The organism is Actinomadura roseirufa (genome assembly GCF_900659635.1).
Taxonomy (GTDB): domain Bacteria; phylum Actinomycetota; class Actinomycetes; order Streptosporangiales; family Streptosporangiaceae; genus Spirillospora; species Spirillospora roseirufa.
The window spans coordinates 1-24,622 of sequence record NZ_CAACVB010000029.1; the positions used below are offsets into that span (position 1 = coordinate 1).

The following is a 24,622-nucleotide window of genomic DNA, read 5'->3' on the forward strand; positions in this document are numbered from 1 at the left end:
ACCCGAGCGGCGCGGGGCCGCGACGAGCGCCGGACCGTCGCAGGTCGCCGCGGCGTTGCCCGCGATGGCCGTGGCGTTGCCGCAGACCGAGACGGGGGCGCGGCCGGGGGCCTCCACCTGGTTCCCGCCGAGGACGGCGAGATCACCGCCGGTGGTCCGCGTGCCGGATCCGCCACCGCCGTGGACGGCCGCTCCGCCCGCGCACTCGGCGCGGCCGTTTCCGACGGCGTTGCCGCAGACCTCGGCGGGCGCCGACAGCGGCGCCTTCACCTGGTCGCCGGACGTGACGCCGTTCTTGCCGGAGGTCGTCAGCCCACCCTGGGCGGCGGCCGCACGACCCTTGTGGGGTGCCTTGCGTCCGCCTCGGGCGGCGTTCGCGACGACCGAACCGGACGAGCATCCGGCCGCGGCGTCGCCCGCGGTGGCGATGGCGTTGCCGCAGACGTTGATCGGAACCTGGCCCGAGATGTCGGCCTGGTTGCCGCTGAGGACGCCCGCGTCGCCGCTCGTCGCGTCGGCGAAGGCGGTGGCGGGGACGACGCTGACGCCGAGAGCGACGAAACTCGCGGTCAGCAGGGTGCCTCTGGCCCACGTGCGCATAGTGCTCCGTTCGGGGAGATGTGATCGGAAGGAGGACGAGACGTGCGTCACCGACGCACCGATCTCGTGGGGGTGACGTGCCGTCCAGGCACGTCCCGGACCGGCCCGAGCCGCACGGGGTCCAGGTCCGGAGCCTGCGGCCGGGACTAGTCGGGCGCGAAGGACGGCTCGTCCGCGGCGGTGCGGACGGCCGGGGGCACCGGGCGGAGGGCGGGCGGCGGCGAGACGCGCGGCCGTCCAAGAGCCCAGGCCGGGGCGCCGGGGAGCCCGACGGGCCCGCCGGACGGGGAGAGACCGCCGATCTTCGAACGCGAGTCGGCGGGCGCGTGAGCCGGGGCCACGGGCGCGGGCGTGTGCCTGACGCGGCGCATCTGCGGCGCGGCCTTCTCCTTACGCACCCCGGCACTCCGCGCGAGATGCGGACGCTGAACACGCGGCGCATGGGCCCGCGGCAGGGGCACCGGCGCCTTCGCGGGCCGCCGATGACGGGCCGGGACGGCCTGCACCGGCGCGGCGTGCGCGTCCGGCACGGGTGCCATCACCACCGGGCGACGGGCCACCTCGGGCACGGAAACGGGCATGGGCACACTGGGCGTGACCACCTGGTTCACGACGCGTCCCAGCACGGGCGGCGCCGCCCTCTCGACGATCTCGGAGGTCGCGGGCAGCTCGTCGGCGTGCGCGACGCCGCCCAGCAGCCAGCCCGCGATCACCAGCCCGGCGACCGCGAGCAGCCTGCGGAGGACGCGGCGCAGCGGGACGGGAACCGCCCGCGCCCGCGCCACGTCGTCCACTTGTTCGCCTCCACCCGGTCAAGGACGGCCCAACCGTCCCTTACACATGGTGACCGTAGCACCACGGATCGCACCGGTGGCGGCAATCGGAGGAGAAAATCAGGACCGATCAAGGAAATGGTCGAGGACCCGGACACCGAAGCGCAGCCCGTCCACGGGAACGCGCTCGTCGACCCCATGGAACATTCCGGAAAAGTCCAACTCTGGGGGAAGTCGCAGCGGAGCGAAACCGAAGCAGCGCATCCCCAGCCGGGCGAACGCCTTGGCGTCCGTGCCGCCGCTGAGGCAGTACGGGACGGGCAGGGCGCCAGGGTCCTCCGAGGTCAGAGCCGCCTCCATCGCCGCGACGAGCGCCCCCTCGTAGTCCGTCTCGAGCGCGTGGTCGTGATGGACGAAATCCCGCTGTACGTCCGGTCCGAGCAATTCATCCACGGTGGCGAAGAATTCCGCCTCATACCCGGGAAGGAACCGTCCGTCCACCTGAGCGCTGGCACTTTGCGGAATGACGTTCGTCTTGTACCCGGCGTCCAGCCGCGTGGGGTTGAGCGTGTTCTTGAGCGTCGCCCCGATCATCCGCGCCAGCGGCCCGATCTCCGCCAGGCACTTCTCCGGCTGCTCGGGATCGAACTCGACCCCGTACGCCAGGCACGCCCGCTCCAGGAAGGACCGGACGGTCTTGGTCAGCCGCACCGGGAACTCGTGCGTCCCCAGCCGCGCGACCGCCGCGGCCACGGCCGTCACCGCGTTGTCGGGATGCACCATCGACCCGTGCCCCGCGGTCCCCTTGGCGGTCAGGTTCATCCACGCGATGCCCTTCTCCGCCGTCTCGATGAGGTACATCCGCCGGTCACCCGGAACGGTGAGGCTGAACCCCCCGACCTCCCCGATGGCCTCCGTGCACCCCTCGAACACCTCCGGGTGCTCGTCCGCGAGCCACTGCGCCCCCCACTTGCCCCCGGCCTCCTCATCGGCCGTGAAGGCCAGCACGACGTCCCTGGGAGGCTTCCTCCCCTCCCTGAGCCGCTGCCGCGCGACCGCGAGGATCATCGCGTCCATGTCCTTCATGTCCACGGCCCCGCGGCCCCAGACGCACCCGTCGGCGATCTCCCCGCCGAACGGATCCCGCGTCCAGTCCTCCTTGCGCGCCGGCACCACGTCCAGGTGCCCGTGCAGCAGCAGGGCGTCGCGCGTGGGGTCCTCCCCCTCGATCCGCGCGACGAGACTGGCCCGTCCCGGATGAGACTCGAAGATCTGCGACTCCAGCCCCACCTCCTCCAGTTTCTCGGCGACGTACTCCGCCGCCACCCGTTCCCCGGGCCCGGAGTGGTCCCCGGGGTTACTGGTGTCGATCCGGATGAGCTCCTGGCAGAGCTGGACGACCTCATCCTCAGCGGTCGGCTGCTGGGTCACAATCATCACCTTCACGCCTGGTGGTAACGCGTACCGTCCCATGGTGCCCCGGCGATCGACTTCGCCGCGAGTCGGGACCTTTGGTATGGTGAAGCCCGCCGCGGCCGAGCCGCGGTCTGCGACCGGTCCGGGTGGCGGAATAGGCAGACGCGCTAGCTTGAGGTGCTAGTGCCCTTTACGGGGCATGGGGGTTCAAGTCCCCCCTCGGACACACATCATTTGCACATGTGGAAGCCGGGATCACCCGCGCTTCCACAAGCTGCTTCTGCGGGAAGTACGTCATCCGCAACCCGAGCTTCCGGTACAGCTCCGCCTTGTCGTCAGGGTCCGCGCCCACGACGGCCTGAGCCAGCTCACCGGTGCGGCACAGCAACTCCGCCATCCCATCACGCGCGGGGACCCGATCCACCGGAGTCGCGCGCTGCTCGCCCTCCAACCGGGCCCGTTCCCGCTCGGTCTCGTTGATCCATGCCGCGACCTGGACGGCGTCCGCGCCCGCGTCCAGCACAGCTCGGCACCCCCCAAGACGCCGATCACAGGCGGCCAGCCGCTTGCGCACCTGGGCAACGGCCGGGTTTTCCTGCCTACCCGCCGGCCCCGCCAGCGCCTCGATCGCGGCCTGGACTCGTGCCGGCGAGAACGCCGTGACCAGCCACGCGTGTCGGCGGCCGACACCCGTGGTGCAGACTTTCCTGCGCATGTGCAGCCCCACGATGCGGTGGGTGCGCATCAGCCGTTCCACCCGCTGGTGATTGACGTGCACGCCCCTGGTCGTGCAGCTCGCCGGTGATCCGCGGTTCCCCGTAGGTGCCGCCGGTGTCGGCGTGGATCCTGTGGATCTGGGCGACCAGCACCGCCTCGGCGGCGGCCCGACCGCCCCGGCCGGTCTCGGCGGCCCGCAGTTGTGCCTGGACGGCGTCGAAATCGTCGACGCGGAAGTTGAGGATCATTCGGCCGGGCTCCTCGTTCTTCACCTCGACGTCGTCGCGCTGATCGATGACCGGCAGCAGCCCGGCCAGCCGGTACCCGCCGAGCCCGGTCCGGCGCAGAGCATCCCCGGCCCGGCACCGAGATCGACAGCGAGCCGGACGATGAGGACTACCCGGCCTACAGCACGGGCCGGACCGCCGAGGGCGTCACTCCCGGGTTCCCGCACGGCCTGGACGCCGCGAAACTGTTCGTCCCGCAACGCTCGGCCGGCGGCCTCCGCCGCTACTCCCGCTACCCGTTGCGCCTGGCGCACCGCGCCCGCGATCTGGTCGATCACGGCACCGCCCTGGAGGCGGCCCGCCGCGTCATCATCGTGGAAGACCGGCTCGCCGAAGCCCAGCGCAGCGCAGCAACGACCAACTCCAACATCGCCCCGACCAGAACCCCGCCCAGAAGACCGGAGGGGGCTGACCCCGACGAATTCCGCTGATCTGGTGTAGGGTCAGAACCAATGGTTGTAGTCGAGTTTTGCGAACGTGGAAACGCCCGCGGAGTTCTTCCGGCGGGCGTTTGTCTTTTGGGGGCGACTCCAGGCGGGCGTACGGCCAGCAGCCCGGACCACGCACACACGTGATCCGTCGCCCGATTGAGAGGACACCAAATGACTCAGGGAACCGTGAAGTGGTTCAACGCCGACAAGGGGTTCGGGTTCATCGCCCCCGATGACGGCACCGCCGACATCTTCGTCCATCAGTCTGTGATCGACAGCGACGGCTTCCGCACCCTGGAAGAGGACCAGAAGGTGGAGTTCACCTCCATCCGCGGCCCCAAGGGCATGCAGGCCGACCTGGTCCGCGCGCTCTAACAGCGCGCACCAAGCACAGAGCACCGACGGGCAGGACCGTGCAAGCGGCCCTGCCCGTCGGCGCGACCAAGGCGAAGACCCCGATTGCGCCGATCACTCAGGACGATGTCCTGATCCCACCAGAGCCATCGAAAGAGCTCCTCCCGAGGTGATGACCTCAGGCAGCTCCCCAGGGCAAGCCTCGAGAGGGACTGCCGCGGTATAACGGAAGTCGGCCGTGTAGGCGGGCGGCGGCCTGGCGGGCGTGTCGTCTGGCCGGTCGGTGTGTCCGCCCCTGCATAGGGTGTGGCCACCCCCTTGCACTGAGAGGTACCGGCCCCATGAGGCTCGAGCTCACCAACTACGAGGCCCTGTACGGCTGGGGCGTCGTCAACAACAGTGCCGCTTGGCATGCTCAGCGCAACCGCAAGCCGTCTGCGGCCGAACAGGCCGTGGCGGACATCCTCTTCGCGGCTTACGACTGCCGGACCAGCACCACGACCACGGTCGAGCTCAGTGACGACGAGCGCGCGCGCCTCGCCGAGTTGGTCAGCGAACACATCGCGGCGTGGGTGAAGCGTGGCCAGGAGAACGCCGCAGCACCTCACCTGCGCTCGCTGGTCGTGAAGCTGGACGACTGACCTGCCTGCCGCGGGCAGCCCCGACGAAAGTTCCGCCTCGCCGACGATGTCCTGCCCGTCCCTGCGCGGAAATGGTTTTCCGACGCCCGTAGACTCAGACCCTCCGTAGACGGACCGCAACCGGTTTGTCGGCCCCGTGCACGCGAGGACTGTTCTTCCACCCTGACTCGATCAGAAGTGCGGATGCGGGGTTACCAGGCGGGCGTCGGGCGTGGCCCCAGCGGGTTGGCGCTCACTTCCGTACTCGGTTTCAACCAGCGGCTGGTTGAGTTGGGCGTGGCCAACTCCTTCGTTGCCGGCCAGGACCACCGGGCCCGGCCAATCCCGCGCGGTCGTTCGGGGATACCGCCGGAACGGGCTGAACCGATCACCGTGAGCGAGCCGGGACCGATCGTGGTTCTGGTGGTCAGCCGGTTGTCTGGTGTGCGCTGGTCAGCCAGCCGAGTCGTTCGGACAGGTTGCGGGCGCAGGTGACGATGGCGCGTACGTGGTCGGAGTCGTCGGCCGCGCGCCACAGGATCGACCAGGGGTAGGAGGAGGCCGGTTGGGTGAGCGGGCGCCAGATCGTGCCGGGGAGGGCGGAGATGCAGGAGGAGGGCACGCAGTGGTGGATCACCAGGTCGGGGTGGAGTGCCTGGGCCTCGTGCAGGATCTGCGGCATCGAGTCGTAGCTGGCGTCGACGATGCCCACCCGCAGTGCCGGGGAGGTGCCCTGGGCGGTCCGGGCGACCTGGGCGGCGCGCTCCACGTGAGCCAGGATCCGCCGCGCCTCGACCAGGAAGGCCGCGCCCGCGGGGGTCAGAGCGACGTAGTGGGTGGTGCGGTCCAGCAGGCGCACGTCCACTTCCCGTTCCAGCCGCTGTATCTGCTGGCTCAGCGCCGACTGCACGATGTGCTCGCGGGCCGCCGCGCGGCCGAATTTGAGCTCCTCGGAAACGGCGACGAAGTAGCGGAGCTGGCGCAGTTCCACATCTCCCACCTTCTGAGCTGGAACAGCGAGACCCGCTCACCGAGCCTACCCCGTGGCACTGCTCTACAGGGGTTCGCTGATCCAGTGCCAGACGCCGCCCTCGTGCCGTGCGCGGACGAGTTGCCCGCCGCTGGAATCGGCGAGCTCGGCGACCGCCCGGATCAGCTGACGATGGAAGTCATCGGGCGGACGGGCGCCGGACGAGCCTTCCAGGAGGGTCACACTGACCTTGGCGTCATCGCGAAGCTGCGCGGTCAACCGCCCGGTCTCGTCCAGGCGGAGCATCACGATCGCTTCAGCGCGAACGATGTCGTGGCCGGCGCTGGCCGCGACCCATACCTCGGTCACCGTCCCGCTCATGGACCTCATCTCCTCGGCTCCGTCAGCTCCCCTACCCAACATAAACGGTTCGACATCACGTCCGTCAAACACGGGCGTCCAGAATCGGGGCCACTACCGGTTGAACGGGCAAGGGCGCGACCTTTGTGCGGAGTCCCGCCACCCGCTCCCGGTTTCGCACGCTCGCCGTCCCTGGTCTGGCTGGTGACGTCCCCCTGTCATCTTCTGAAGAGAAAGGACGTTCGGAAAACGGCCGCTTCCCCCACTGCGGACCAAGGGTTGAATGAAAGTGCACGGGCTTGCCGACCCGGTGGCCGTACTCTCCGCGGTGCGCCGGGGCCGCCGGCCGGCCGCGACGGCCCATGGAAGCGCCGCCCCGGCAGCGCTTCGGCCGCACTCGCGGCACCCGGGGCCGTCACCCCGAACCCAGTGACCGTGACCAGGATCGGCGAAGGGAGCCCGATGACCATGAAGGATGACTACCTCGGGCTGATGAGGGGGCTCATCGGCGGCATGGCCATTGCGCTGGCCCTCATCTGCGCGCTCATCGCGGCGGTCGCCGTCGTCGTCTCCTGACGGTTTGCCGCATCTCCTCTTCTTGCGCAGGCGTGATCGCGGTCATGCGGCGAATCCGGCGTGGACGTCCAGGGCGGGATGGACGGTGAGTACGCGGTCGAACCCGGTGACGCGGAGTAGCCCGGCGACCTGCGGGCCGGGGGCGGCAAGGCGCACGACGATGCCGAGCCCGTCGGCGCGGCGCCGGATGCCGACCAGCACGGCCAGTCCGGCCGCGTCGGCGGACGTCACCTCGCTCAGGTCGAGGATCAGCAGGCGCCCGCTGCGCCCCAACACGCCGAGCAGGTGCCCGCGCAGCGCTGGAGCGGCGGCGCCGTCCACCTTGCCCGACAGCGCGATGATGGTGTGGCCGGGGCGCGGGCGGGCGGGCATCTCGACTTCGTCGAGGGCCCGGACCGGGCTCCCGGCAGCGGACGCGGTGGCGGTGGGCGTGGTCATGGTGATCTCCGATCGTCGGTGGGCGGGAGTGGCGGTCCCGAGGAGGTGAGGGCGGCCGGCGGGCCGGGGAGGCGGTCGTGCCGGTAAATCGCCGGGTTCATCGATGCCTCGGCTTCGGCCCGGGGCGTGGCGTGGCGGCCGGGACGGTGCACAGGTTGACGCGGCGGCCGTCCCCGGGAGGAGTCGCGGGGGCGCGGCCCGCAGCCGAGGATGGCGACAGGCTGATCTCTCGGCGGAGGCGGTTCGGTTCGGTTCGGTGTGCCGGATATTTTCATCCTACCCGATAATTGCCAATATGCGAAAAATAGAACGAGCCTGGGCGATTCACTCGCGCACCGGGGCCCGCGGCTCCCCGGAGTGCGAGAAACCCGCCTCCATTTCCGCCGATTTCCGGTCGAGGCGACGGATTATCAGCGCGAGTGATGGGGTGTACATGGATTGACCGTGTCCATCCTCGGGTCATCGCGCTTGACTGATATGTGGCCGGTCCAACTGCCTGGGAAAACTCGGCCTGCCCACCTGCCACCGGCCGGCCTTCGTTCCGCTGGACGGTGCGACCGCCGGGCCCGGCTACGTGCGAGCCGCCCACGCCTCCACCGCGAAGCCGCTCACGGGAGATCCTCCGTCCTGGGCAGGGGCCGACCCGAGTCCTTCAGGGCTGGAAGCGCCTGGACCGGCCGGAACTCATCGTGTTGCCGAAGGCATCGCAGCTCGCCTCCACATTGAAGGGTCGCAGGGTTAGACCGCTGATCGTGCGCGGCCTAAGCTGGTGCGACGGCGGCAGTCGTCTGTCGGCCGCTCCAGACCCTGGCGGCGTAGCGCACACGCTCCAGGGAAGGGTCGTCATGACGGCATTCGAATCACCACCCCCGTCCTTCGTTCGACCGGCGGCGTGGACGCTGCGCGACAGCACGACCCGCGACCGCGTCCGAACCGGGGCGCGGGTCGGTCTCCGGCGGACGGACGTCGACTGCGGCGCCGGATCGACGGTGATGCTGCTGGCACTCGCCGGGGAGGTCGACGCGGCCAACAGCGGCTGGCTGACCGTCCAGCTCAGCGCCATGATCACCAGCGCCTCCACCGTCCACACCGGCGCCGCGCCGAGCAGTGGCGTGGTCATCGACCTCACACTCGTCAGGTTCTGCGACGCCAGCGGCATAACTGCCCTGGTCAAGGCATTCAAACACGCCCGAAATCAGCGCTTACGCCTGGAATTGGCCGGAGCCAGAGGGCGGGTCGACCGCATCCTTCGCCTGACCGGCATCGACGACGTCCTCCACCTGCATGCGGAGCCGAAGGATGCGTTGACAGCGCTGAACAGCCGAACATGACCATCACCGCACGGCCCGGCTGCCGAACACGCATCGCGCCCCTCGTCACCTTCCCCCGTCATCGTCCGCGGTCAGGTGTGGTCGGCGCGGCGACCGGGATCGTTCGGCGGACGCAGGGCGCCCACCACGGCCGGGTCGTCGTCGATGACGGCCTGGGCGAGGTCGGCGAGCTTGCGGTTGGTGTTGCGGGCCTGGGTGCGCAGGGCGGTGAACGCCCGGTCGAGTGAGGTCCGGTGACGTTCGGCGAGCATGCCCTTGGCCTGCTCGATGATCACGCGGCTGTTGAGGGCGATCTGCAGTTGCTGGGACAGCAGTTCATGTTCGCGGGCCGCGCGTTCGCCCAGGATGCCGATGGTGGCCACGTCGGCCATCGCCTGCCCCAGCCCCTGGATCGTGGTCGCCCCGTCGGTGGCCGGGACGGTGGAGGGGGTGGTGAACAGGTTCATCGCGCCGATGACCCGCTCCCGCATCCGCATCGGCAATGCCAGCACCCCGCCGTAACCGGCGTCGAGCGCCGCGGGAGTGAACAGCGGCCACCGGTAGGCTTCGGCGGCCAGGTCGGCGACCCTGATGGGCCGGCCGGTGGCGAAGCAGTCAAGGCAGGGGCCCTGCCTTGACTGGAGCTGGAACAACTCCAGCAGCCGGCTCTGTTCGCTGGAGGCCGCGACCACCTGCAGCTCGTCGGCCTGGTCGGTGAGCAGGATCCCGGCCGCCTCCACGTCCAGCAACTCCACGCAGCGCTCGGCCAGCCGGTGCAGGAACTCGATGAGATCGAAGTCGGCCACCAGGGTGTCTGCCAGCTCGACGAACACCTCAGCGAGTCGTTGTTGCTCTGGCATGCCTGCTCAGTCCATTTCCTTGGCCCAGTAGCTGGGGTGCCTTGTCGTGTGACGCTGTCCGTCGTCGACCGCGGTGGCCATCGTGTCGTCAGCTATCAGGGAAGTCGTCGGGATGAAATCGCAGCCGCCGGTCCACCACCTGGCGGGCCAGCCGGGCCAGTGGAACGCCTTCGCTGAAGGCGCGGGCGCGCAATGCCGCGAACGCGTCCTGTAGGCCGACGCCGAGCTGAACCGCGACCATCCCGGTCGCCTGGTACACCTCGATCCGGCCCTCGCCCGGCCCGCCCAGCGGCCACGCCCCCTGATCCGAGCCCGCCCCGTTCAGCGGAGGCCAGCCGGCGGCCAGCATCACCGCCACGGCGGTACGGCACAGCGTCACCGCGTCGGCGACCTGTTCCCCGGTCAGCGGCCCCGGCTTCGCCCGGTACAGGGTGAGGGCACCCAGCCGGATCGCCCCCGCCTGCAGCGGGAAGGCGAACACCGCCCGGGCCCCGGCGGCCGTGGCCACCGGCGCGAACATCGGCCACCGGGAGGCCCCGGCGGGCGCGGACACATCGGCGACCAGCACCTGACCTCCGGAGGCCCCCGCCTCGATGCCCGGACCTTCCCCCAGGGTGAACTGCTGCTCGTCCAAAAGCGCGGCCACCGCGTCGGTGGCGTGCGCCCGCTGCCGCCGGTCCGGCCGGGCCGCCACGGACAGCCCCGCCCCGTCAACCTCCACCGCCACCACGGCGGCCCGGCACACATGCGCGGCCGATACCGTCTCGCCGTCCGCGCACCCGGAGACCAGCGCCCACAACCGGGCCGCCCGCGCCTCGCCCGCCGCTGGTATCGCAGCTCACCGCCTCACCCTGCCCGAGGCGACCGAATGGCCATGCCCTCACCCAGCCTGCCACAGCTTCCCGCACGGGCGTGGACAGGGCGCTCACCCCATCGCACGACGATGGTGTGACCGCGAGCGTGACGACGGACGTTCCACCCCTCGGTACCGCCTCGTCCCGGAGCCGGGCGGAGGCGGCTCTGCGGCGTCACCTATTGCGAAACGGGGTTGCTCCAGTCCTACACGCGCAGGTGCTGCGGCGTCTCCACGCGGTCGGCGGGCCTCTACGCCCCGAACTGGAGAACTGACTTCGCCGCAGGTCGCCGTCGCCGGGATTCTCGAACCCGCCTACGACGTCGCCGGCGACAACCTCCTCCTCATCGGACGGCGCGGCGGCACCGCCGACCACCTCGCCAGGCCGCCGCCATGACGCCCGCCGCCCGTGTTCGCCGATACCGTCCGCCGATCCGTGGCGTCGCGGCGGACGGATCGCCTCACCGCGGTCAGAGCCGGGAGTGCGGGTAGGCGGGTGAACGGTGCTGGAAGGACAGGATGTCGGGGTTCTGGACGACGCCCTCACGGATCTCCACGGCACGCTCGAAGGTCTCGCCGGTCCCCCGGTCCGAAGGGCCGTCGAGGACGGCGCGCAGATGCGGCAGCAGCGCCTCGCTGATCTCCCAGGTCGCCGAGTCCCACAGGTAGGACGGGCTGTGATCCACGCCGTAATGACGGACATTGCGGCCGACCGTGTACATAGGGTCGTCGAACGAGGTCGGGCGGGCCCACTCGAAGCCCATCCCCGCATCGCAGGACACGTCGATGACAAGGGCGCCGGAGGGGAAGTGCGACAGGTCACCGTTGGTGGCGAACATGAGCGGGGTGCCGGGGTCCTGAAGGACGCAGTTGACGATGATGTCGTGCTGGGCGAGGAAGGCGGCGGCCGGCACCAGGCCGTCGTCGGTGAGGACCCGGGTGAGGGCCGGGTCGTCCGGGTCCCGATCGAAGTGGACGATCCGGGCCGAGTGGATCGGCGAGCCGACCGCGCTCACGCCCCGCTGCGTCAAGATGTGGACATCATGGACACCGTGCGCGTTCAGGGCCGTGACCGCGCCCCGCCCGGTCGCGCCGAAGCTGATGACGGCGGCGCGCCGCCGCCGGCCGTAGGCCCCGGTGGCACCGGTCAGGGCGAGGGCGTGCAGCACCGAGCAGTACCCGGCGAGCTCGTTGTTCTTGTGGAAGACGTGCAAGGCGAACCCGCCATCGGACGTCCAGTGGTTCATCGCCTCGAACGCGATCAGCGTCAACCGCCCGTCGATGGCGAGCTGGGTGATCTCCGGGTCCTGGACGCAGTGCGGCCACCCCCACAGGATCTGACCAGGACTCATCTGCTTGAGGTCATCGGGTTGTGGTTTGAGTATCAGGACGACGTCGCAGCGGGCGATGACCTCGTCGCGGGGCAGCAGCCCGGCGACATGCGGCGCCAGGTGCTCGTCCGGGATACCGAACCGTTCGCCGTATCCACGTTCGAGATAGACGCGAGAGCGGAGCGCGGGGTCGAGCCGGTCGAGGTGCAGCGGGTGGATCGGTTGCCGGCGCTCGTTCTCCTTGCCCGACCGCGCGGTGACTCCGAGCGTCGGGCCGGTCGGCGTTCCGCCGCCGTTCAAAGGGCGGTCAGGACATGGGGGCGGTGGGGAAATGAAGCGTCCCCGCCGGCGTGGTTTCGGGCGGACATGGAGTCTCCGATCGTTGACCGGTGGAGGTCCGGACCGTCCCGCCGGGCGGGTCGGTCGGCGTCGCCGCCACAGGACCGTATTGCCGGCTGCCCGCAGTGTACGCGTGCGTCGCCCGCCTCCGGCCGGCCCGCGCCGCGACCGTGGTCGTCAGCCGGGGACGCGCAGGGCCAGAAGCGCGACGTCGTCCTCACCGTTGGGCTCCACGCGCTCCAGGAGCTTGTCGCACAGTTCGGGCAAGGGGAGTTGGGCCAGGTGGGAACCATGGCGGCGGAGGCTGGTGAGACGGTCGGACAGGTCGGAGTCGCGGGTTTCGACGAGGCCGTCGGTATAGAGCATGAGGGTCGAGGACGGCGGCAGGACGCAAGTGCTGTCGGGGCGGGTCCCGATGAGGTCGGGGGCGCCTAGCAGGATCCCGTGCTCCTCTAGGAAACGCGTGCCGCCGTCGTGGGTGATCAGCAGGGGCGGGGGATGGCCGGCGTTGCACCAGTGGAGGTGCCATCGCCCGGCCGGGTCCTCTTCGACGCGGCCGAACACGGCGGTGGCGAGTTCGGCCTCGCTGACGGCGGCCATGACGCCGTCCAGTCGTGCCAGCACGGCGCTGGGCGGCTCGGCCAGGTCCCAGGCCAGGGCTCTGAGCATGTTACGGACCTCGGCCATGCGGGCGGCCGCGCGCAGGTCGTGGCCCACGATGTCCCCGATGACCAGTCCGGTGCCGCCGCCGGGCAACGCGAACGCGTCGTACCAGTCACCGCCGACCCAGCTGACCTGCGTTGCCGGCACGTACCTGGCCTCCAGCCGCAGCTCACCCGGCTGCGGCAGCGGTGTGAGCAGGTTGCGCTGCATCGCCTCGGCCATGTTGCGCTGCTCGGCGTACATGCGTGCGTTGGCCAGCACCAGACCGGTGCGGCGCGCGACGTCCTCCACGACAAGCCGGTCGTCCGGCCCATAGACCTGCCCGGGATACGAGTAGCCCAGCGTCAACGCGCCGTAGGTCTCACCCCGGGCCGCCAGCGGGGCGATGATCGCGTTCTGGGCGCGCATGGCCTGGAAGAATTCGTACTGGGCGGCGCCCAGCGGTTCATCAGAGCGCACATCGGCCTCGCCGCTGACGACGACCGCGCCGCCGCCGCGCAGCACCTGGGCCAGCGGTCCGCGCGGTATCCGCGGGAGGGGCGGAAGCGGCCCCTCAAGCCCGGCGATGTCGGCGGGCGAGAGTTCGTGGTGCGTCGCGGCCACCCGCTCGACGCGGCCGTCGGGAATCGGCAGGTCGACCTCGGCCCACGCCCCCAGCGCGGGCACCACGAGCCGGACCAGCCGCCGCAGCAGTTCCGCCTCGTTCAACGTGGACGACAGCACCGTCGTGATCTCGGCGACCAGCCTCAGCCGGGAATTGGCCCGCTGCACCTGCGCCATCCGGTCGCGCCGCTCGCGCTCGGCCGCGACCCGGTCGGCGGCGTCCTGGAAGACGATGACCAGCCCGGCCACCACGCCCGTCTCGGGCTGGTCGCTCTCGGGCCGGTCACCGGCGTAGATCGGCGCGGACGACCAGGAGCACACCACCAGCCGCCCGTCGCGATGGGCGAATCTCTGGCCTTCTCCGTGGTCGGGGACACCGGTGCGCAGCACCTGCACCAAGCGGCAGTCCCGTTCCGGCGGGACGTGCCCGTCGGCGTCCCGGTGCAGAAACCGGTGCATCGGTCTTCCGAGCACCTCGTCGCGGGTGTAGCCGAGAAGCTGCTGCGCGCGTGGATTCCACGCCGTGATCCGGCCGGACTCGTCGGTGGCGAGAACCCCGGAGTTCATGGCCTCCACGAGACGCTCAAGAGTCGCGCCCGCTCGATCGTCCACCTGCCCGGCCATCCTCACCCCCTAAATCGGACATCAAACTCATTCCCCTCGGTGCACCTCGAACACGTCGGCGCAGGTCGTCCCTCAGGAGGGTGAGACGCCCGAAAGGCCTTACCCGGCCTGAGGGCCGCCGGCACGGTCCGACCGGGGCGAGCGGCGGAGCGGGTGAGGCGAGTGCGGGCTTCGGCGCGACTCGCCACCGGTCACGGGCGAGCGGCCGGGTCCGGTGGAATGGCCATGGCGGTCAGCAGTTCGGCGAGTTCGGCGGCGGTGTCGTGGGATCGCGGCCACCAGCCGCCGTTCATGATCCCGCGTTCGGCGTCGCCGGGGGCCGGACGCAGGCGTGCCGCGGGCGGTGCCACGAGCTCGGACACCGTGGTCGTGGCGATTGGAGAGGCGGGCCGTGCGGTGTCGCGGGCCATGAAGGGCCCCATTCTCGGTCCGTACGGAACCGGTTCGTGTATCGCCGAGACGTCGCCGGCAGGGCGGCCCGCGCTCGAAAGGTCCGCGGCACCCGCGAGTCTACGTGACCGCAGGCACGCGACCGGACACGCGGACCTGCCGACCTCCGGCCGGACGCCCCGGATGAGCCTCACCGGGATGGTGTCGATCGACACGGTCGCACACATCGTCTTTACGATGTTCCGGACGACGACTACGGCAGTGGGGCCCGCCCTGGGGCGCGGCCGGGCGTCCAGGCAAATGGCCCGTTGGCAGGGCCAGGGCGTAGACTCGTCGTGACGAGGGTTCTCTCGATGCGGGCGGCCAAGACCGCGTCCCCTGGTTTCTCGATTCTCGGCCCCTCTCGGGCCAGACAGGTCCGGCGTTATGACGCCGCTACACCATTCCGCCCAGTCGGCCGGCGCGGGTCCGTTCACCGACGGGGCACCGGCCCGGGTCAGGCCATGATCCGTGACCTACGAACATCCGGATCGCAGATCCACCCTTCTACCGGCGGCCCGGCCCGTGAACGGCTCTCCGACCACATCCTCATCGCCGTCAGCGGCGGACTCGGCATCGCCTCCACCCCGTCCCTGCGGGAGCGCCTGGACGTCGCGCTGCGCGACCCCGGCATGTACGTGATCATCGACCTGTCGGGCATGACGTCCTGCGACGCGTCCGGGCCTGCGACGCTCGTCGGCGCACGACGGCGGATCGAGGCGAACGGCACGCCCCTGCCTCTCGCCCGCCCGCGTCCGCAGACGGCCGTGCCGTCGCGGGCCGCCGGGCTGTTCCGCGCTTTCATCGTCCGTCCGTCCGGCGTCGGCGCGTGGACCTCCGGGCCGGAGGCGCGATCGGCCGCGGCCTGACCGCAGGATGCGGGCACGGGGGACGCTCGCATACACCCAGGCACGATGCCGGACCGAGGCCCGGGCCGGCGCCCAAGGCCGAAACAAGGGTCGGCCTCCAGCCGGACGAGGAGAGCGTGATGACGACATGAACGGCAACGAATCGTCCGCGACCGGCTGGGGGCCGCCGAGCGTGACCCGCGGCGCGGACAACAGCCCGCGCGTGGCCGCGTCGTTCGACCTGATGGCGGCGGTTCTGGACGGAATCACCCTGCCCGACCTGCTGACCCGCGTGGCCGAGCAGGCCCGCGCCATCGCGGGCGTTCCGCTGACGTTCATCGCCCTGCCCGCCGAGGACACCGCCACCCTGCGGATCGACATCGCGGTCGGGATCGGCAGCGACCGCGTCCGCGGGCTGACGGTGCGGCGCGGCCGCTCGATGCTCGGCCGGGCGTTCAACTCCCGCCGGGCCCTGTCCGCGCGCATCGTGGCCGACCAGACGCTCAGCACCCTGCCCGCCGGCCCGATCCTCATCCTGCCCCTGGACACCGGGGAGGCCACGCGCGGAGTACTCGCCGTCCTCGGACGGCCGGGCACCGAACCGTTCAGCCCGTCCGTCGCCCGCCAGTTGCTGCTGTTCGCTGACACCTCCGCCCGCCTGGTCCAGCTCGCCGCGGACCAGCGTGCGCCCACCCGGCGGCCAGACCCCGCGGGCGAGCGGATCGTCACGCTCCACCGACCGCTGCCCAGGCAAATGTGACACGACCCTAGGGCGGGGTTCACGACCCCACGGGAGGCGTCCACCCCCACCGGCAACGGCGGTACCTCTGAGCAGGCCGACCTCGTCCAGCAGCGCGGTGAGCCGCCTTTCTACCGCGACATGGACTCCGGGCCGCGGAGAGATCCGTCCACTGGAACGCCTCCCCGACCGGCTCCCGATCACCGTCCTTGATCAGGGTCTCCATCATCGCCGGCAACACGTCGTTTCGGCCGAACGGGTGAAACATGACCGCGACCCCCGGCCTGGATGGCGAGGCGCCGTGTCTCACGCTCCAAGGCCCGCAGCAGGTGACGGACGAGTGGTGCGGGTGTGTGGCGAAGTCGGCACGCGCACCGGGTTCGGGGGTGACAATGGGGTGATGACCGATCCGGGGTCGGGGGGAGCGGAGCCGCAGCCCTTCGCGTATCTCAGTGCGCCGAACGCGGCTCTCTATCGGGATGTGCTGTGCTCGTTCGCGCGGGCTAAGGAACGGTTCATCGTCCATCTGCGGCCCGAGGACGTGGCGGCTGAGTTGGGGCGCGACAGTGACGAGCAGCTCGCGCAGGCGCTGGACAGGCTCGTCGAGTGGGGCAATCTGCGGGCCGACGCCGATACCGGGCGGGTGACGTCCGTCGAGGATTTTCATCGCAGGCGGTTCTTGTTCCAGCTCACCGCGGCCGGGCATGCCGCCGAGCAGGCCATCGCTTTCTACGAGGAGGCGATCGGGCAACGCGGTGTGCTGCAGTCGGTGGCGCTCGCCGACATCGCCGACCAGCTCGCCGCCCTGGCGGCGCTGGCGGCCGAGGACGCCCCCGATCCGGCCAAGGTTCACCTGCTGCTGCTGACGCTGGCCGACCGGTTCGGCTCGCTGGCCGACAACGCCCAGGCGTTCATGTCGTCGCTGCGGCGGGCGATCGACTTCTCCGACGGCGACGTCGAGGGGTTCATCGCCTACAAGGAAAGGCTCATCGAGTACATCAACCGGTTCATCGCCGACCTCGCCAACTCGGGGGCGCACATCGCGCGGCTGCTGGACGAGGTCGAGGAGCGGGGCCACGAGCGGCTGCTCGGCCTGGCGGCGCGGCGGGAGGCCTCCGACGCCGTCCCCGACGGGGCGGACGCCGCCGAGGCGTTCGGCCGCGCCGAGGCCGAGGCGCTGGAGTCGTGGCGCAACCGGTGGCGGGGTCTGCGGGACTGGTTCGTCTCGGGCGGGACCGACCGCCCGTCGCAGGCGCGGCTGCTGCGCCAGTCGGCGGTGACGGCGATCAAGCAGCTCCTCGACACGGTGGGGCTGCTGAACGAGCGGCGCTCGGGGCGGTCGGACCGGTCGGCGGACTTCCGGACGCTGGCCCGCTGGTTCGCCGAGGCGCCGGACGAGGCGGCGGCGCACCGGTTGTGGCGGGCGGCGTTCGGGCTGACGCCGGCACGGCATCTCACCGTCACCGCCGCGACGGTGGCGGCGTGGGAGGAGGAGGCGCCGCAGGGCCGGCCGTGGGCGGACGCGCCGCCGGTGCGGATCTCGCCGCAGCTGCGCCGGACCGGTTCCTACGAACGGCGGGGCAAGCCCAACCGGGTCCAGGACCGCTCGGCGATGCGCCGGTTGCTGCGCGAGCGCGCCGACCGGGAGGCCGCGGAGACCGCGGCGGCGCGCACCCGGCTGCGGACGAGCGGCCCCGTCCTGCTGTCGGACCTGGGGGTGCTCGACACCCGGGCGTTCCGGCTGTTCCTGTCGCTGCTGGGGGACGCGCTGGCGGCGCGGCTGCCGGGCGACGGCGAGGTGAAGGCGGTCATCGCGGACGGGTCGATGGAGGTGCGGCTGTCGCTCGTCCCGGACGGCGGCGAGGTGCGGATCGTGACCGAGGACGGCGTGCTCAGCGGCCCGGAGCATCTCATCGAGATCACGGACCTGTACGAGGGACCGGCATGAACGACCCCGCCCTGAGCGAGCAGGACGCCTCCCGGCGGCGGGCCGCGTTGCGGGCGCTGCTGCGGCGGCCGCTGCTGACGGTCGAGTCCGATCCGCAGGATCTCGTCCTCGTCCGCCGGTACCAGGCGGAGCTGCGCGACTGGCTCGGCAAGGAGACCGGCTGGCGGCTCCAGGTGGACGCGGAGACGGCGCGGCTGTTCAAGACGGCGCCGACGCTGGACGACGGCACGCACCCGGCGCGCGGCAAGGCCGGGGAGGCCTTCGGCCGCCGCCGTTACGTGGTGTTGTGCCTGGCCTTGGCGGCGTTGGAGCGCGCCGACGCGCAGACGACGCTGGGCCGGCTCGCGGAGGAGGTGCTGAACGCGGCGGCCGAGCCCGATCTGGCGTTCCCGTTCACGCTGGACAGCCGGGCGGAGCGGTCCGACCTGGTCGCGGTGGTGCGGCTGCTGCTCGGGTGGGACGTGCTGCGGCGGGTGTCGGGGGACGAGGAGTCCTACCTGTCGGCGACCGGGGACGTCCTGTACGACGTGCGCCGGGTGGTCCTCGCGTCGTTGCTCACCGGGGTCCGGGGGCCGTCCACCGTGACCGCGACGGGGTTCGAGGAGCGGCTGGCCGAGCTGACCGACGAGGCCGTCCCCGACACCGACGACCTGCGGAACCGGGCGCTGCGGCGCGGCCTGACCCGCAGGCTGCTGGAGGATCCGGTGGTGTACTACGACGATCTGGACGACGCGGAACGGGCGTATCTGGTGTCCCAGCGCGCGGCGATCACCCGCCGGATCGAGGAGGCGGCGGGGCTCGTCACCGAGGCCCGGGCCGAGGGCGTGGCGATGGTCGATCCGGACGATGAGCTGACCGACGTGCGGATGCCCGAGCAGCGCACCGACGGGCATGTGACGCTGCTGATCGCCGAGTACCTGTCGGGGCGCAGCTCGGCAGGGCGGGACGAGCTGGTCGCGTTCGTCCGGGACGCGGCCGTGCGGCACGGGTCGTACTGGCGCAAAGGCGTGACGGAGCCGGGCGCCGCCGAGGAGCTGCTGGGCATCGCGCTGGAGAAGCTGGCGGCGCTGCGGCTGGTGGAGACGCTGCCGGGCCGGGTCCTGGCGCGTCCGGCGATCGCGCGTTACGCCCTGGAGGAACCGACCGTACGGGAAACGAGGAGGGGCGCGGAGTGAACGGGGCTCCCGTCGCGACGTCCGAGCGCTGGAAGCCGCTGCGCGCGGGGCTCGTCGACATGTTCTACTACGACGTCGAGGAGTTCCGGTTCCACGACGGGCGGCTGCTGCTGCGCGGCAACAACGGCACCGGCAAGTCGAAGGTGCTGGCGCTGACGCTGCCGTTCCTGCTGGACGGCGAGTTGTCCCCGCACCGGGTGGAACCCGACGGCGACCGGCAGAAGCGGATGGAGTGGAACCTCCTGCTCGGAGGCAAGCACCCGCATCCGGAACGGCTCGGTTACACCTGGCTGGAGTTCGGCCGCCTTCACCCGGACGGCACCGGGGAGTACCGGACGCTCGGCTGCGGGCTGAAGGCGGTGAAGGACCGGGGGATCGTCCGGCACTGGTTCTTCGTCACGTCCCGCCGCGTCGGTGTGGACCTGTCGCTGGTGTCGGAAGGGGGCGTGTCGCTCACGCGGGAGAAGCTGCGCGACGCCGTGGAGGGGCACGGGCTCGTCTACGACCGGGCGTCGGACTACCGCCGCGCCGTCGACGAGACGCTGTTCGGCCTCGGCGAGCACCGCTACGAGGCGCTGGTCAACCTGCTGATCCAGCTCCGCCAGCCGCAGCTGTCGAAGAAGCCGGACGAGCGGCTGCTGTCCCGGGCGCTGACCGAGGCGCTGCCGCCGCTCAGCCCGGCGCTGGTCACCACGGTGGCGGAGGCGTTCCGCGGCCTCGACGAGGAGCGCGCCGCGCTGCACGCCCTGGAGGAGGCGCACAGGGCCGCCACCGACTTCCTCGGGCATTACACCAGGTACGCCCGGATCGCCGCGAAGCGGAAGGCCGCCGGGCCGCGAGTCACGCACAGCAAGTACGAGCACCTCAACCGGGACCTCACCGACGCGGACGCGAGCTTCGCGGCGGCCCAGGCCGACCTGGACGAGGCCGGTGGGCTGCTGGAGGAGCTGGAGGCGGAGAAGGTCCGGCTGGAGGCGCACCGGCGGGCCCTCGAAGCGAGCCCGGAGATGCGTGACGCGAAGCGCATTGAGGAGATCGGTGACGAGGCGGGGCGCAGGGACACCTACGCGGCCCGGCTCGAACGCGACCGCGACGCCCTGTCCGGTGAGGTGGAGCGCAAACAGTCCCGGGCCGAGAAGGCGCGGTCGCGCGCGGACGAGGCCGAGACCTCCTTCGCCGCCGTCCGGGACCGATCGGCGGCACTCGCGGACGCCGCCGGATACGGGACCGCCCACGCGGAGGCCGTGCAGGGCTGGGAGACCGATCTCACCGAGGCACAGCACGCCACCGGTGCGCTGGCCGACAACAGGTCCCGCGCCCTTGACGAACTCGGCCGGCTGATGTCGGCGGTAGCCGAGGCCCGCGCGCGCTTGGAGACCGCCACGGCGGAGGCGGACCGGCTGCGCGCCGAGTTGCAGGCCGCGGACGAGCGGATCGGCGACGCCGACGCGGAGACCCAGGCCGGGGCGGCGAACCTGCTGGGCGAGTACGTCGGCTACCTCGGCCGGCTGACCGAGATCACGGTGGACGACCCGGACGCGGTCCTCGCGACGCTGACGGACTGGGCCGAGACCGCCGAGGGCCGCAACCCGGCCGCGACCGCCGTGGACGACGCCGCCCGCCAGGCCACGGAGGCACTGGGCCGCCTGGCCGCCGACGCCGAGACCCGGCTACGGACCGAAGGCGAGACCGAGAAGTCACTCAAGGAGGAGATCGAGCGGCTGGAGTCAGGCGGCCTTGATGTCCCGCCCGTCCCGTATACGCGCTCCGCCTCCCGTGAAGGAAGGCCCGGCGCGCCGCTGTGGAAGGTCGTCGACTTCGCCGCCACCGTGCCCGCCGACCACCGGGCGGGGCTGGAGGCCGCGCTGGAGGCGTCCGGCATCCTGGACGCGTGGGTGACGCCACAGGGCACGCTCCTCGGTGAGGGCGACACGTTCGTGGTGACCGGCGAGCCCGTCCAGGGGCCGTCGTGCGCGCTGGTCCTGCGTCCCGCGATCGACCGCGCCGACCCTCGGACCGCCGTGGTGAGCGATGCCGCCGTGCACGCCGTCCTCGCCGGGCTGGGCCTCGGTCCGGGCGCGCGGACGTGGGTGGCGGTCGACGGCCGGTGGGCCAACGGCGTTCTCGGCGGCGCCTGGCACAAGGACACCGCCGGCTTCATCGGTGAGGGCGCCCGCGAGGCCGCCCGCCGCGTCCGGGTCGTCCGGCTGCGCGCCGACCTCGCCGCCACGCGGTCCCGCATCTCGGCGCTGAACGCGGAGCTGGACGAACTGGGCGCGCGACGGGAGGCACTGGCCGCCGAGCACCGCGCAGTGCCCCGCGACACAGCGCTGCGCGAGGCCCACGTCAAGCTCGCCGAAGAGCACCGCAGGCGGCGGAAACTGGACGGTGAGCACACGCTCGCCCAGGAGGTCGCGGGACGGCACCGCGACGAGGTCTCGGCGGCGGCGGAGAGGGTCGCCGAGTTCGCCTCGGACGTCGGCCTGCCGGACGGAGGGCCGGAACTGGCGCGGGTGCGCGAGGCGGTCGGCGACTACCGGCTGGCGCTGGCCGGGCTGTGGCCCGCCGCGGGGACCCTGCTGTCGGCGCGGGAGACCGTCCGGGAGGCCGTGGGTGAACTCGCGCTCGTCCGGGACCGCCTGGGCGAGGCGGCGGAACGGGCGGCGGAGACGCGCCGGCAGGCCGAGGCGGCGGCCGAGCAGCACCGGGCGCTGGTCGAGACGGCCGGCGCCGCGGTCGACGAGCTGTTCCGGCTGCTGGAGGAGGCCAAAGTGGCGCTCACCGCCCGCGATCGCTCCGAAGCGCGGGCACGCGAGCGTGAGCGGTCGGCGCTGGAGCGACGCGGCAAGGCCGCGGGAGCCCGCGACACGCTCCGGGAACAGATCGGGGAGGCGTCGCAGCTTCGGGACAGGGCCGTGGCGGAGTTCCGCGCGTTCGCCGCCACCGGCCTGCTCCACGTCGCCGTGCCCGGCCTGGAGGTTCCCGACCCGTCCCAGGAGTGGGCGGCCAACCCCGCCGTGATCCTCGCCCGCGCCGCCAACGGCGAACTCGAAACGGTGGACGGCGGAGACGGGCCCTGGGACAGGGTGCAGAAGAAGGTGGCCGAGGAGCACAAGCTTCTGTCGGACGCGATGTCCCGGCACGGTCACTCGGTCGGCCTGACCCTGCGTGACGGGATCATGGTCGTGGACGTCGTGTTCCAGGGCCGCGGCCGGGACGTCCCGGGCCTGGCCGCCGCGCTGGAGGCCGAGACGGAGAACCGGGCGCGGCTGCTGTCGGCCCGCGAGCGGGAGATCCTGGAGAACCACCTGCTGAACGAGGTCGCGGGCACCCTCCAGGAGCTCATCGCCGCGGCCGAGGACGAGGTGCGGGAGATGAACGCCGAGCTTACGTCCCGCCCGACGTCCACCGGGATGCGGCTGCGGCTCGTCTGGAAGCCCGCCCGGGACGCCCCGGACGGGCTGGACCGCGTCCGCGACAGGCTGCGGCAGACCATCGACGCCTGGTCCGCGGACGACAGGGCCGCCGTCGGCCGGTTCCTGCAGGAGCAGATCGCCCGCGAGCACGCCGGCAACCCGGCGTCCGGCTGGACCGAGCAGCTCACCCGGGCGCTGGACTACCGGTCCTGGCACGCGTTCACGATCCAGCGGCTCCAGGACGGGCAGTGGCGCCCCGCGACCGGGCCGGCGTCCGGCGGCGAACGGGTGCTCGCCGCCTCGGTGCCGCTGTTCGCCGCCGCGTCCGCGCACTACAAGTCGGCCGGCAACCCGCACGCCCCGCGGCTCGTCGCGCTGGACGAGGCGTTCGCCGGCGTCGACGACGACTCGCGCGCCAAGTGCCTCGGGCTGCTCGCCACCTTCGACATGGACGTGGTGATGACCAGCGAACGGGAATGGGGCTGCTATCCGCAGGTGCCCGGCCTGTCGATCTGCCAGCTGTCCCGGCGGGAGGGCATTGACGCCGTCCTGGTGACGCCGTGGCGCTGGGACGGCCGGGAACGCACCCGCGCAGGCCTTCCCGAGCCCGAACCCACCGAGCAGGAGGGGCTGTTCGGATGACGGACGCCGACCGCCTGCGGCGGCTGCTCGGCGGTCCCGACACGGCCTGGCTGGTCAAGCGCGTCCGGCAGCGGCTGGAACGCGGCGGCGCGCTCACCGGGACCGTCACCCTGGCCGGGGCCGTCCCGGCCCAGCGGCGCGCGGTCGAACTGCTGCTCGGACGCCGCGCCGGGACCGGCGCGTCGCTGTCGGTGTCGCTCGACGAGGTCGACCGCGTGCTGCGCGGCAGCGGCGCCTCGCCCGGCGGGCTGGCCGCCGCCGTGGAGATCCTGGACGGCCCCGTCCGCGATCTGGCCCGCGAGCAGGCCGCGGCGGACACCGCCTGGGCCTCGGCGTTCGGCCCGCTGGACGAGGCGATCGCCGCCCGGCCCGAGCTGGCCGAATGGCGCGGGCGGCTGGACTCCTCCGGCCTCGTCCGCCGCCTGGCCTCCGGGCCCGAGGACGCCGCCGGCCTGCTGCGGCACCTGGCCTCGGTGGTACGGGCGCTGCCCGCCTCCGGTGTCCCGCTCGGCCTGTTCGCCGCCGAGACCTGCGGCAGCGCACACGCCTTGGACGACGGCCGGCCGCTCGCCACGCTCGCCGTCTCCTGTGCCCGTGCCCTCGGGGGCCTGCCGTTCCGGGCGGACGGCGGCGCCGAGTCCCGCCGCGAGACCTGGGCCGCGGTCGGGGTCCACCTGGACGAGCTGTCCTCCACCGTCCTGTGCCTGGGCCTACCGGGCGACGCCGGCACCGCGACCGGCCGGATGCTCGCGGCGATGCGCGGCGAACCGGTGTCGCTCACGCTGCGCCAGCTTCGCCGTCACACCGCCCCCATGCCCGCCGGCCTGGTCCGCGTCTGTGAGAACCCCGTGGTGCTCACCGCCTCGGCCGACGCCCTCGGCCCGGCCTGCCCGCCCCTGGTCTGCTGCAACGGGCGTCCCTCGGCCGCGGTGTGGCGCCTGCTGGAGCTGCTCTCCGAGGGCGGCGCCGAGTTCGCCTACCACGGCGACTTCGACTGGGGCGGCGTCGCGATCGCCGCCGCCGTCCGCGACCGCGTCGGCTGGCAGCCCTGGCGCTACGACGCCGCCGCCTACCGCGAGGCGGCGTCGGACACTCCCCTGGCGGGCCGCCCGTCCCTCACCCCCTGGGACCCCGCGCTGGTCACCGCCATGACCGAACGCGGCGTCCGTGTCGAGGAGGAGCAGGTGCTGCCTGACCTCATCACCGACCTCCGGGCGGACGTGTCTTCGGGTCGCTGAGGGTGTGCGCCCGGGGCTTCCGGTCCGCCACCTGACCGCGTTCTCAGAAGTACGAGCCTCCG

At 72.1% G+C, this 24,622-nt stretch carries 22 protein-coding genes and 1 tRNA gene; 11 read left to right on the forward strand and 12 right to left on the reverse strand.

Annotated features, from left to right (window positions below):
- The 3 genes from E1291_RS09250 to E1291_RS09260 form a co-directional block, all read right to left on the reverse strand.
- The coding region (locus E1291_RS09250) for a chaplin family protein (RefSeq protein WP_131737327.1) at positions 1–600 on the reverse strand (600 nt) is incomplete at its 3' end.
- 146 nt (positions 601–746) lie between these two features.
- On the reverse strand, positions 747–1,394 hold the full coding sequence (locus E1291_RS09255) for a hypothetical protein (RefSeq protein WP_131737328.1): 648 nt from the start codon (positions 1,392–1,394) through the stop codon (positions 747–749).
- Positions 1,395–1,493: 99 nt separating this feature from the next.
- Positions 1,494–2,804: a M20/M25/M40 family metallo-hydrolase gene (locus E1291_RS09260; protein ID WP_242614040.1), complete on the reverse strand. Its 1,311-nt coding sequence runs from the start codon at positions 2,802–2,804 to the stop codon at positions 1,494–1,496.
- Positions 2,805–2,929: 125 nt separating this feature from the next.
- Here E1291_RS09260 and E1291_RS09265 point away from each other — a divergent pair.
- Positions 2,930–3,015: transfer RNA gene (locus E1291_RS09265), tRNA-Leu, on the forward strand.
- Here E1291_RS09265 and E1291_RS09270 read toward each other — a convergent pair.
- Positions 2,980–3,567: a transposase gene (locus tag E1291_RS09270; protein ID WP_131737329.1), complete on the reverse strand. Its 588-nt coding sequence runs from the start codon at positions 3,565–3,567 to the stop codon at positions 2,980–2,982. The two genes, E1291_RS09265 and E1291_RS09270, sit on opposite strands and share 36 nt — an antisense overlap.
- 465 nt (positions 3,568–4,032) lie before the next feature.
- Between E1291_RS09270 and E1291_RS45060 the strand changes: the two genes are divergently transcribed.
- The 3 genes from E1291_RS45060 to E1291_RS09290 all read left to right on the forward strand — a co-directional run bounded on the left by E1291_RS45060 (position 4,033) and on the right by E1291_RS09290 (position 5,219).
- Positions 4,033–4,224 carry a hypothetical protein gene (locus E1291_RS45060; RefSeq protein WP_370770965.1) on the forward strand — a complete coding sequence of 64 codons (192 nt, stop codon included), beginning with the start codon at positions 4,033–4,035 and terminating at the stop codon, positions 4,222–4,224.
- Between the two features lie 171 nt (positions 4,225–4,395).
- A complete protein-coding gene (locus tag E1291_RS09285) occupies positions 4,396–4,599 on the forward strand; it encodes a cold-shock protein (protein WP_131737330.1) in 204 nt (67 codons plus the stop codon).
- Between the two features lie 320 nt (positions 4,600–4,919).
- Positions 4,920–5,219, forward strand: a complete 300-nt coding sequence (locus E1291_RS09290; RefSeq protein WP_131737331.1) for a hypothetical protein — start codon at positions 4,920–4,922, stop codon at positions 5,217–5,219.
- Between the two features lie 406 nt (positions 5,220–5,625).
- Here the strand turns inward: E1291_RS09290 and E1291_RS44550 are convergent, their stop codons facing one another.
- The 3 genes from E1291_RS44550 to E1291_RS09305 all read right to left on the reverse strand — a co-directional run bounded on the left by E1291_RS44550 (position 5,626) and on the right by E1291_RS09305 (position 7,542).
- On the reverse strand, positions 5,626–6,189 hold the full coding sequence (locus tag E1291_RS44550) for a LysR family transcriptional regulator (RefSeq protein ID WP_131737332.1): 564 nt from the start codon (positions 6,187–6,189) through the stop codon (positions 5,626–5,628).
- 63 nt (positions 6,190–6,252) lie between these two features.
- On the reverse strand, positions 6,253–6,549 hold the full coding sequence (locus E1291_RS09300; protein WP_131737333.1) for a hypothetical protein: 297 nt from the start codon (positions 6,547–6,549) through the stop codon (positions 6,253–6,255).
- 597 nt (positions 6,550–7,146) lie between these two features.
- Positions 7,147–7,542, reverse strand: coding sequence for an STAS domain-containing protein (locus E1291_RS09305; protein WP_131737334.1), 396 nt, complete (start codon positions 7,540–7,542; stop codon positions 7,147–7,149).
- Positions 7,543–8,387: 845 nt separating this feature from the next.
- Here E1291_RS09305 and E1291_RS09310 point away from each other — a divergent pair.
- Positions 8,388–8,873, forward strand: a complete 486-nt coding sequence (locus tag E1291_RS09310; protein ID WP_131737335.1) for an STAS domain-containing protein — start codon at positions 8,388–8,390, stop codon at positions 8,871–8,873.
- 71 nt (positions 8,874–8,944) lie between these two features.
- Here E1291_RS09310 and E1291_RS09315 read toward each other — a convergent pair whose 3' ends face one another.
- The 5 genes from E1291_RS09315 to E1291_RS09335 all read right to left on the reverse strand — a co-directional run bounded on the left by E1291_RS09315 (position 8,945) and on the right by E1291_RS09335 (position 14,535).
- Positions 8,945–9,712, reverse strand: coding sequence for a GAF and ANTAR domain-containing protein (locus E1291_RS09315; protein ID WP_131737336.1), 768 nt, complete (start codon positions 9,710–9,712; stop codon positions 8,945–8,947).
- 88 nt (positions 9,713–9,800) lie between these two features.
- The gene (locus E1291_RS09320; protein WP_131737337.1) at positions 9,801–10,433 is read right to left on the reverse strand and encodes a GAF domain-containing protein; all 633 of its coding nucleotides are present in this window, start codon (positions 10,431–10,433) and stop codon (positions 9,801–9,803) included.
- Between the two features lie 602 nt (positions 10,434–11,035).
- Complete coding sequence (locus tag E1291_RS09325) at positions 11,036–12,196, reverse strand: N(5)-(carboxyethyl)ornithine synthase (RefSeq protein ID WP_131737338.1); 1,161 nt, start codon at positions 12,194–12,196, stop codon at positions 11,036–11,038.
- A gap of 216 nt (positions 12,197–12,412) precedes the next feature.
- Positions 12,413–14,113: a SpoIIE family protein phosphatase gene (locus E1291_RS09330; protein WP_165495033.1), complete on the reverse strand. Its 1,701-nt coding sequence runs from the start codon at positions 14,111–14,113 to the stop codon at positions 12,413–12,415.
- 203 nt (positions 14,114–14,316) lie between these two features.
- A complete protein-coding gene (locus tag E1291_RS09335) occupies positions 14,317–14,535 on the reverse strand; it encodes a DUF5994 family protein (RefSeq protein ID WP_131737340.1) in 219 nt (72 codons plus the stop codon).
- Positions 14,536–15,018: 483 nt separating this feature from the next.
- Between E1291_RS09335 and E1291_RS09340 the strand changes: the two genes are divergently transcribed.
- The 6 genes from E1291_RS09340 (at position 15,019) to E1291_RS09365 (ending at position 24,560) form a co-directional block, all read left to right on the forward strand.
- Positions 15,019–15,423, forward strand: a complete 405-nt coding sequence (locus E1291_RS09340; protein WP_165495034.1) for an STAS domain-containing protein — start codon at positions 15,019–15,021, stop codon at positions 15,421–15,423.
- 127 nt (positions 15,424–15,550) lie between these two features.
- Entirely contained in the window at positions 15,551–16,162 is a 612-nt protein-coding gene (locus tag E1291_RS09345; RefSeq protein ID WP_165495035.1) for a GAF domain-containing protein, read from the forward strand.
- Between the two features lie 379 nt (positions 16,163–16,541).
- Positions 16,542–18,089 (forward strand): TIGR02677 family protein, encoded by a 1,548-nt coding sequence (locus E1291_RS09350; protein WP_131737343.1) that lies wholly within the window; start codon positions 16,542–16,544, stop codon positions 18,087–18,089.
- Positions 18,086–19,264: a TIGR02678 family protein gene (locus tag E1291_RS09355; protein ID WP_131737344.1), complete on the forward strand. Its 1,179-nt coding sequence runs from the start codon at positions 18,086–18,088 to the stop codon at positions 19,262–19,264. Before E1291_RS09350 ends, E1291_RS09355 begins: the two co-directional genes overlap by 4 nt.
- Positions 19,261–23,322, forward strand: a complete 4,062-nt coding sequence (locus E1291_RS09360) for a TIGR02680 family protein (protein WP_242614041.1) — start codon at positions 19,261–19,263, stop codon at positions 23,320–23,322. The genes E1291_RS09355 and E1291_RS09360 overlap by 4 nt, the downstream gene beginning before the upstream one ends.
- On the forward strand, positions 23,319–24,560 hold the full coding sequence (locus tag E1291_RS09365; protein ID WP_131737345.1) for a TIGR02679 family protein: 1,242 nt from the start codon (positions 23,319–23,321) through the stop codon (positions 24,558–24,560). Before E1291_RS09360 ends, E1291_RS09365 begins: the two co-directional genes overlap by 4 nt.
- Positions 24,561–24,622: the final 62 nt, after the last annotated feature.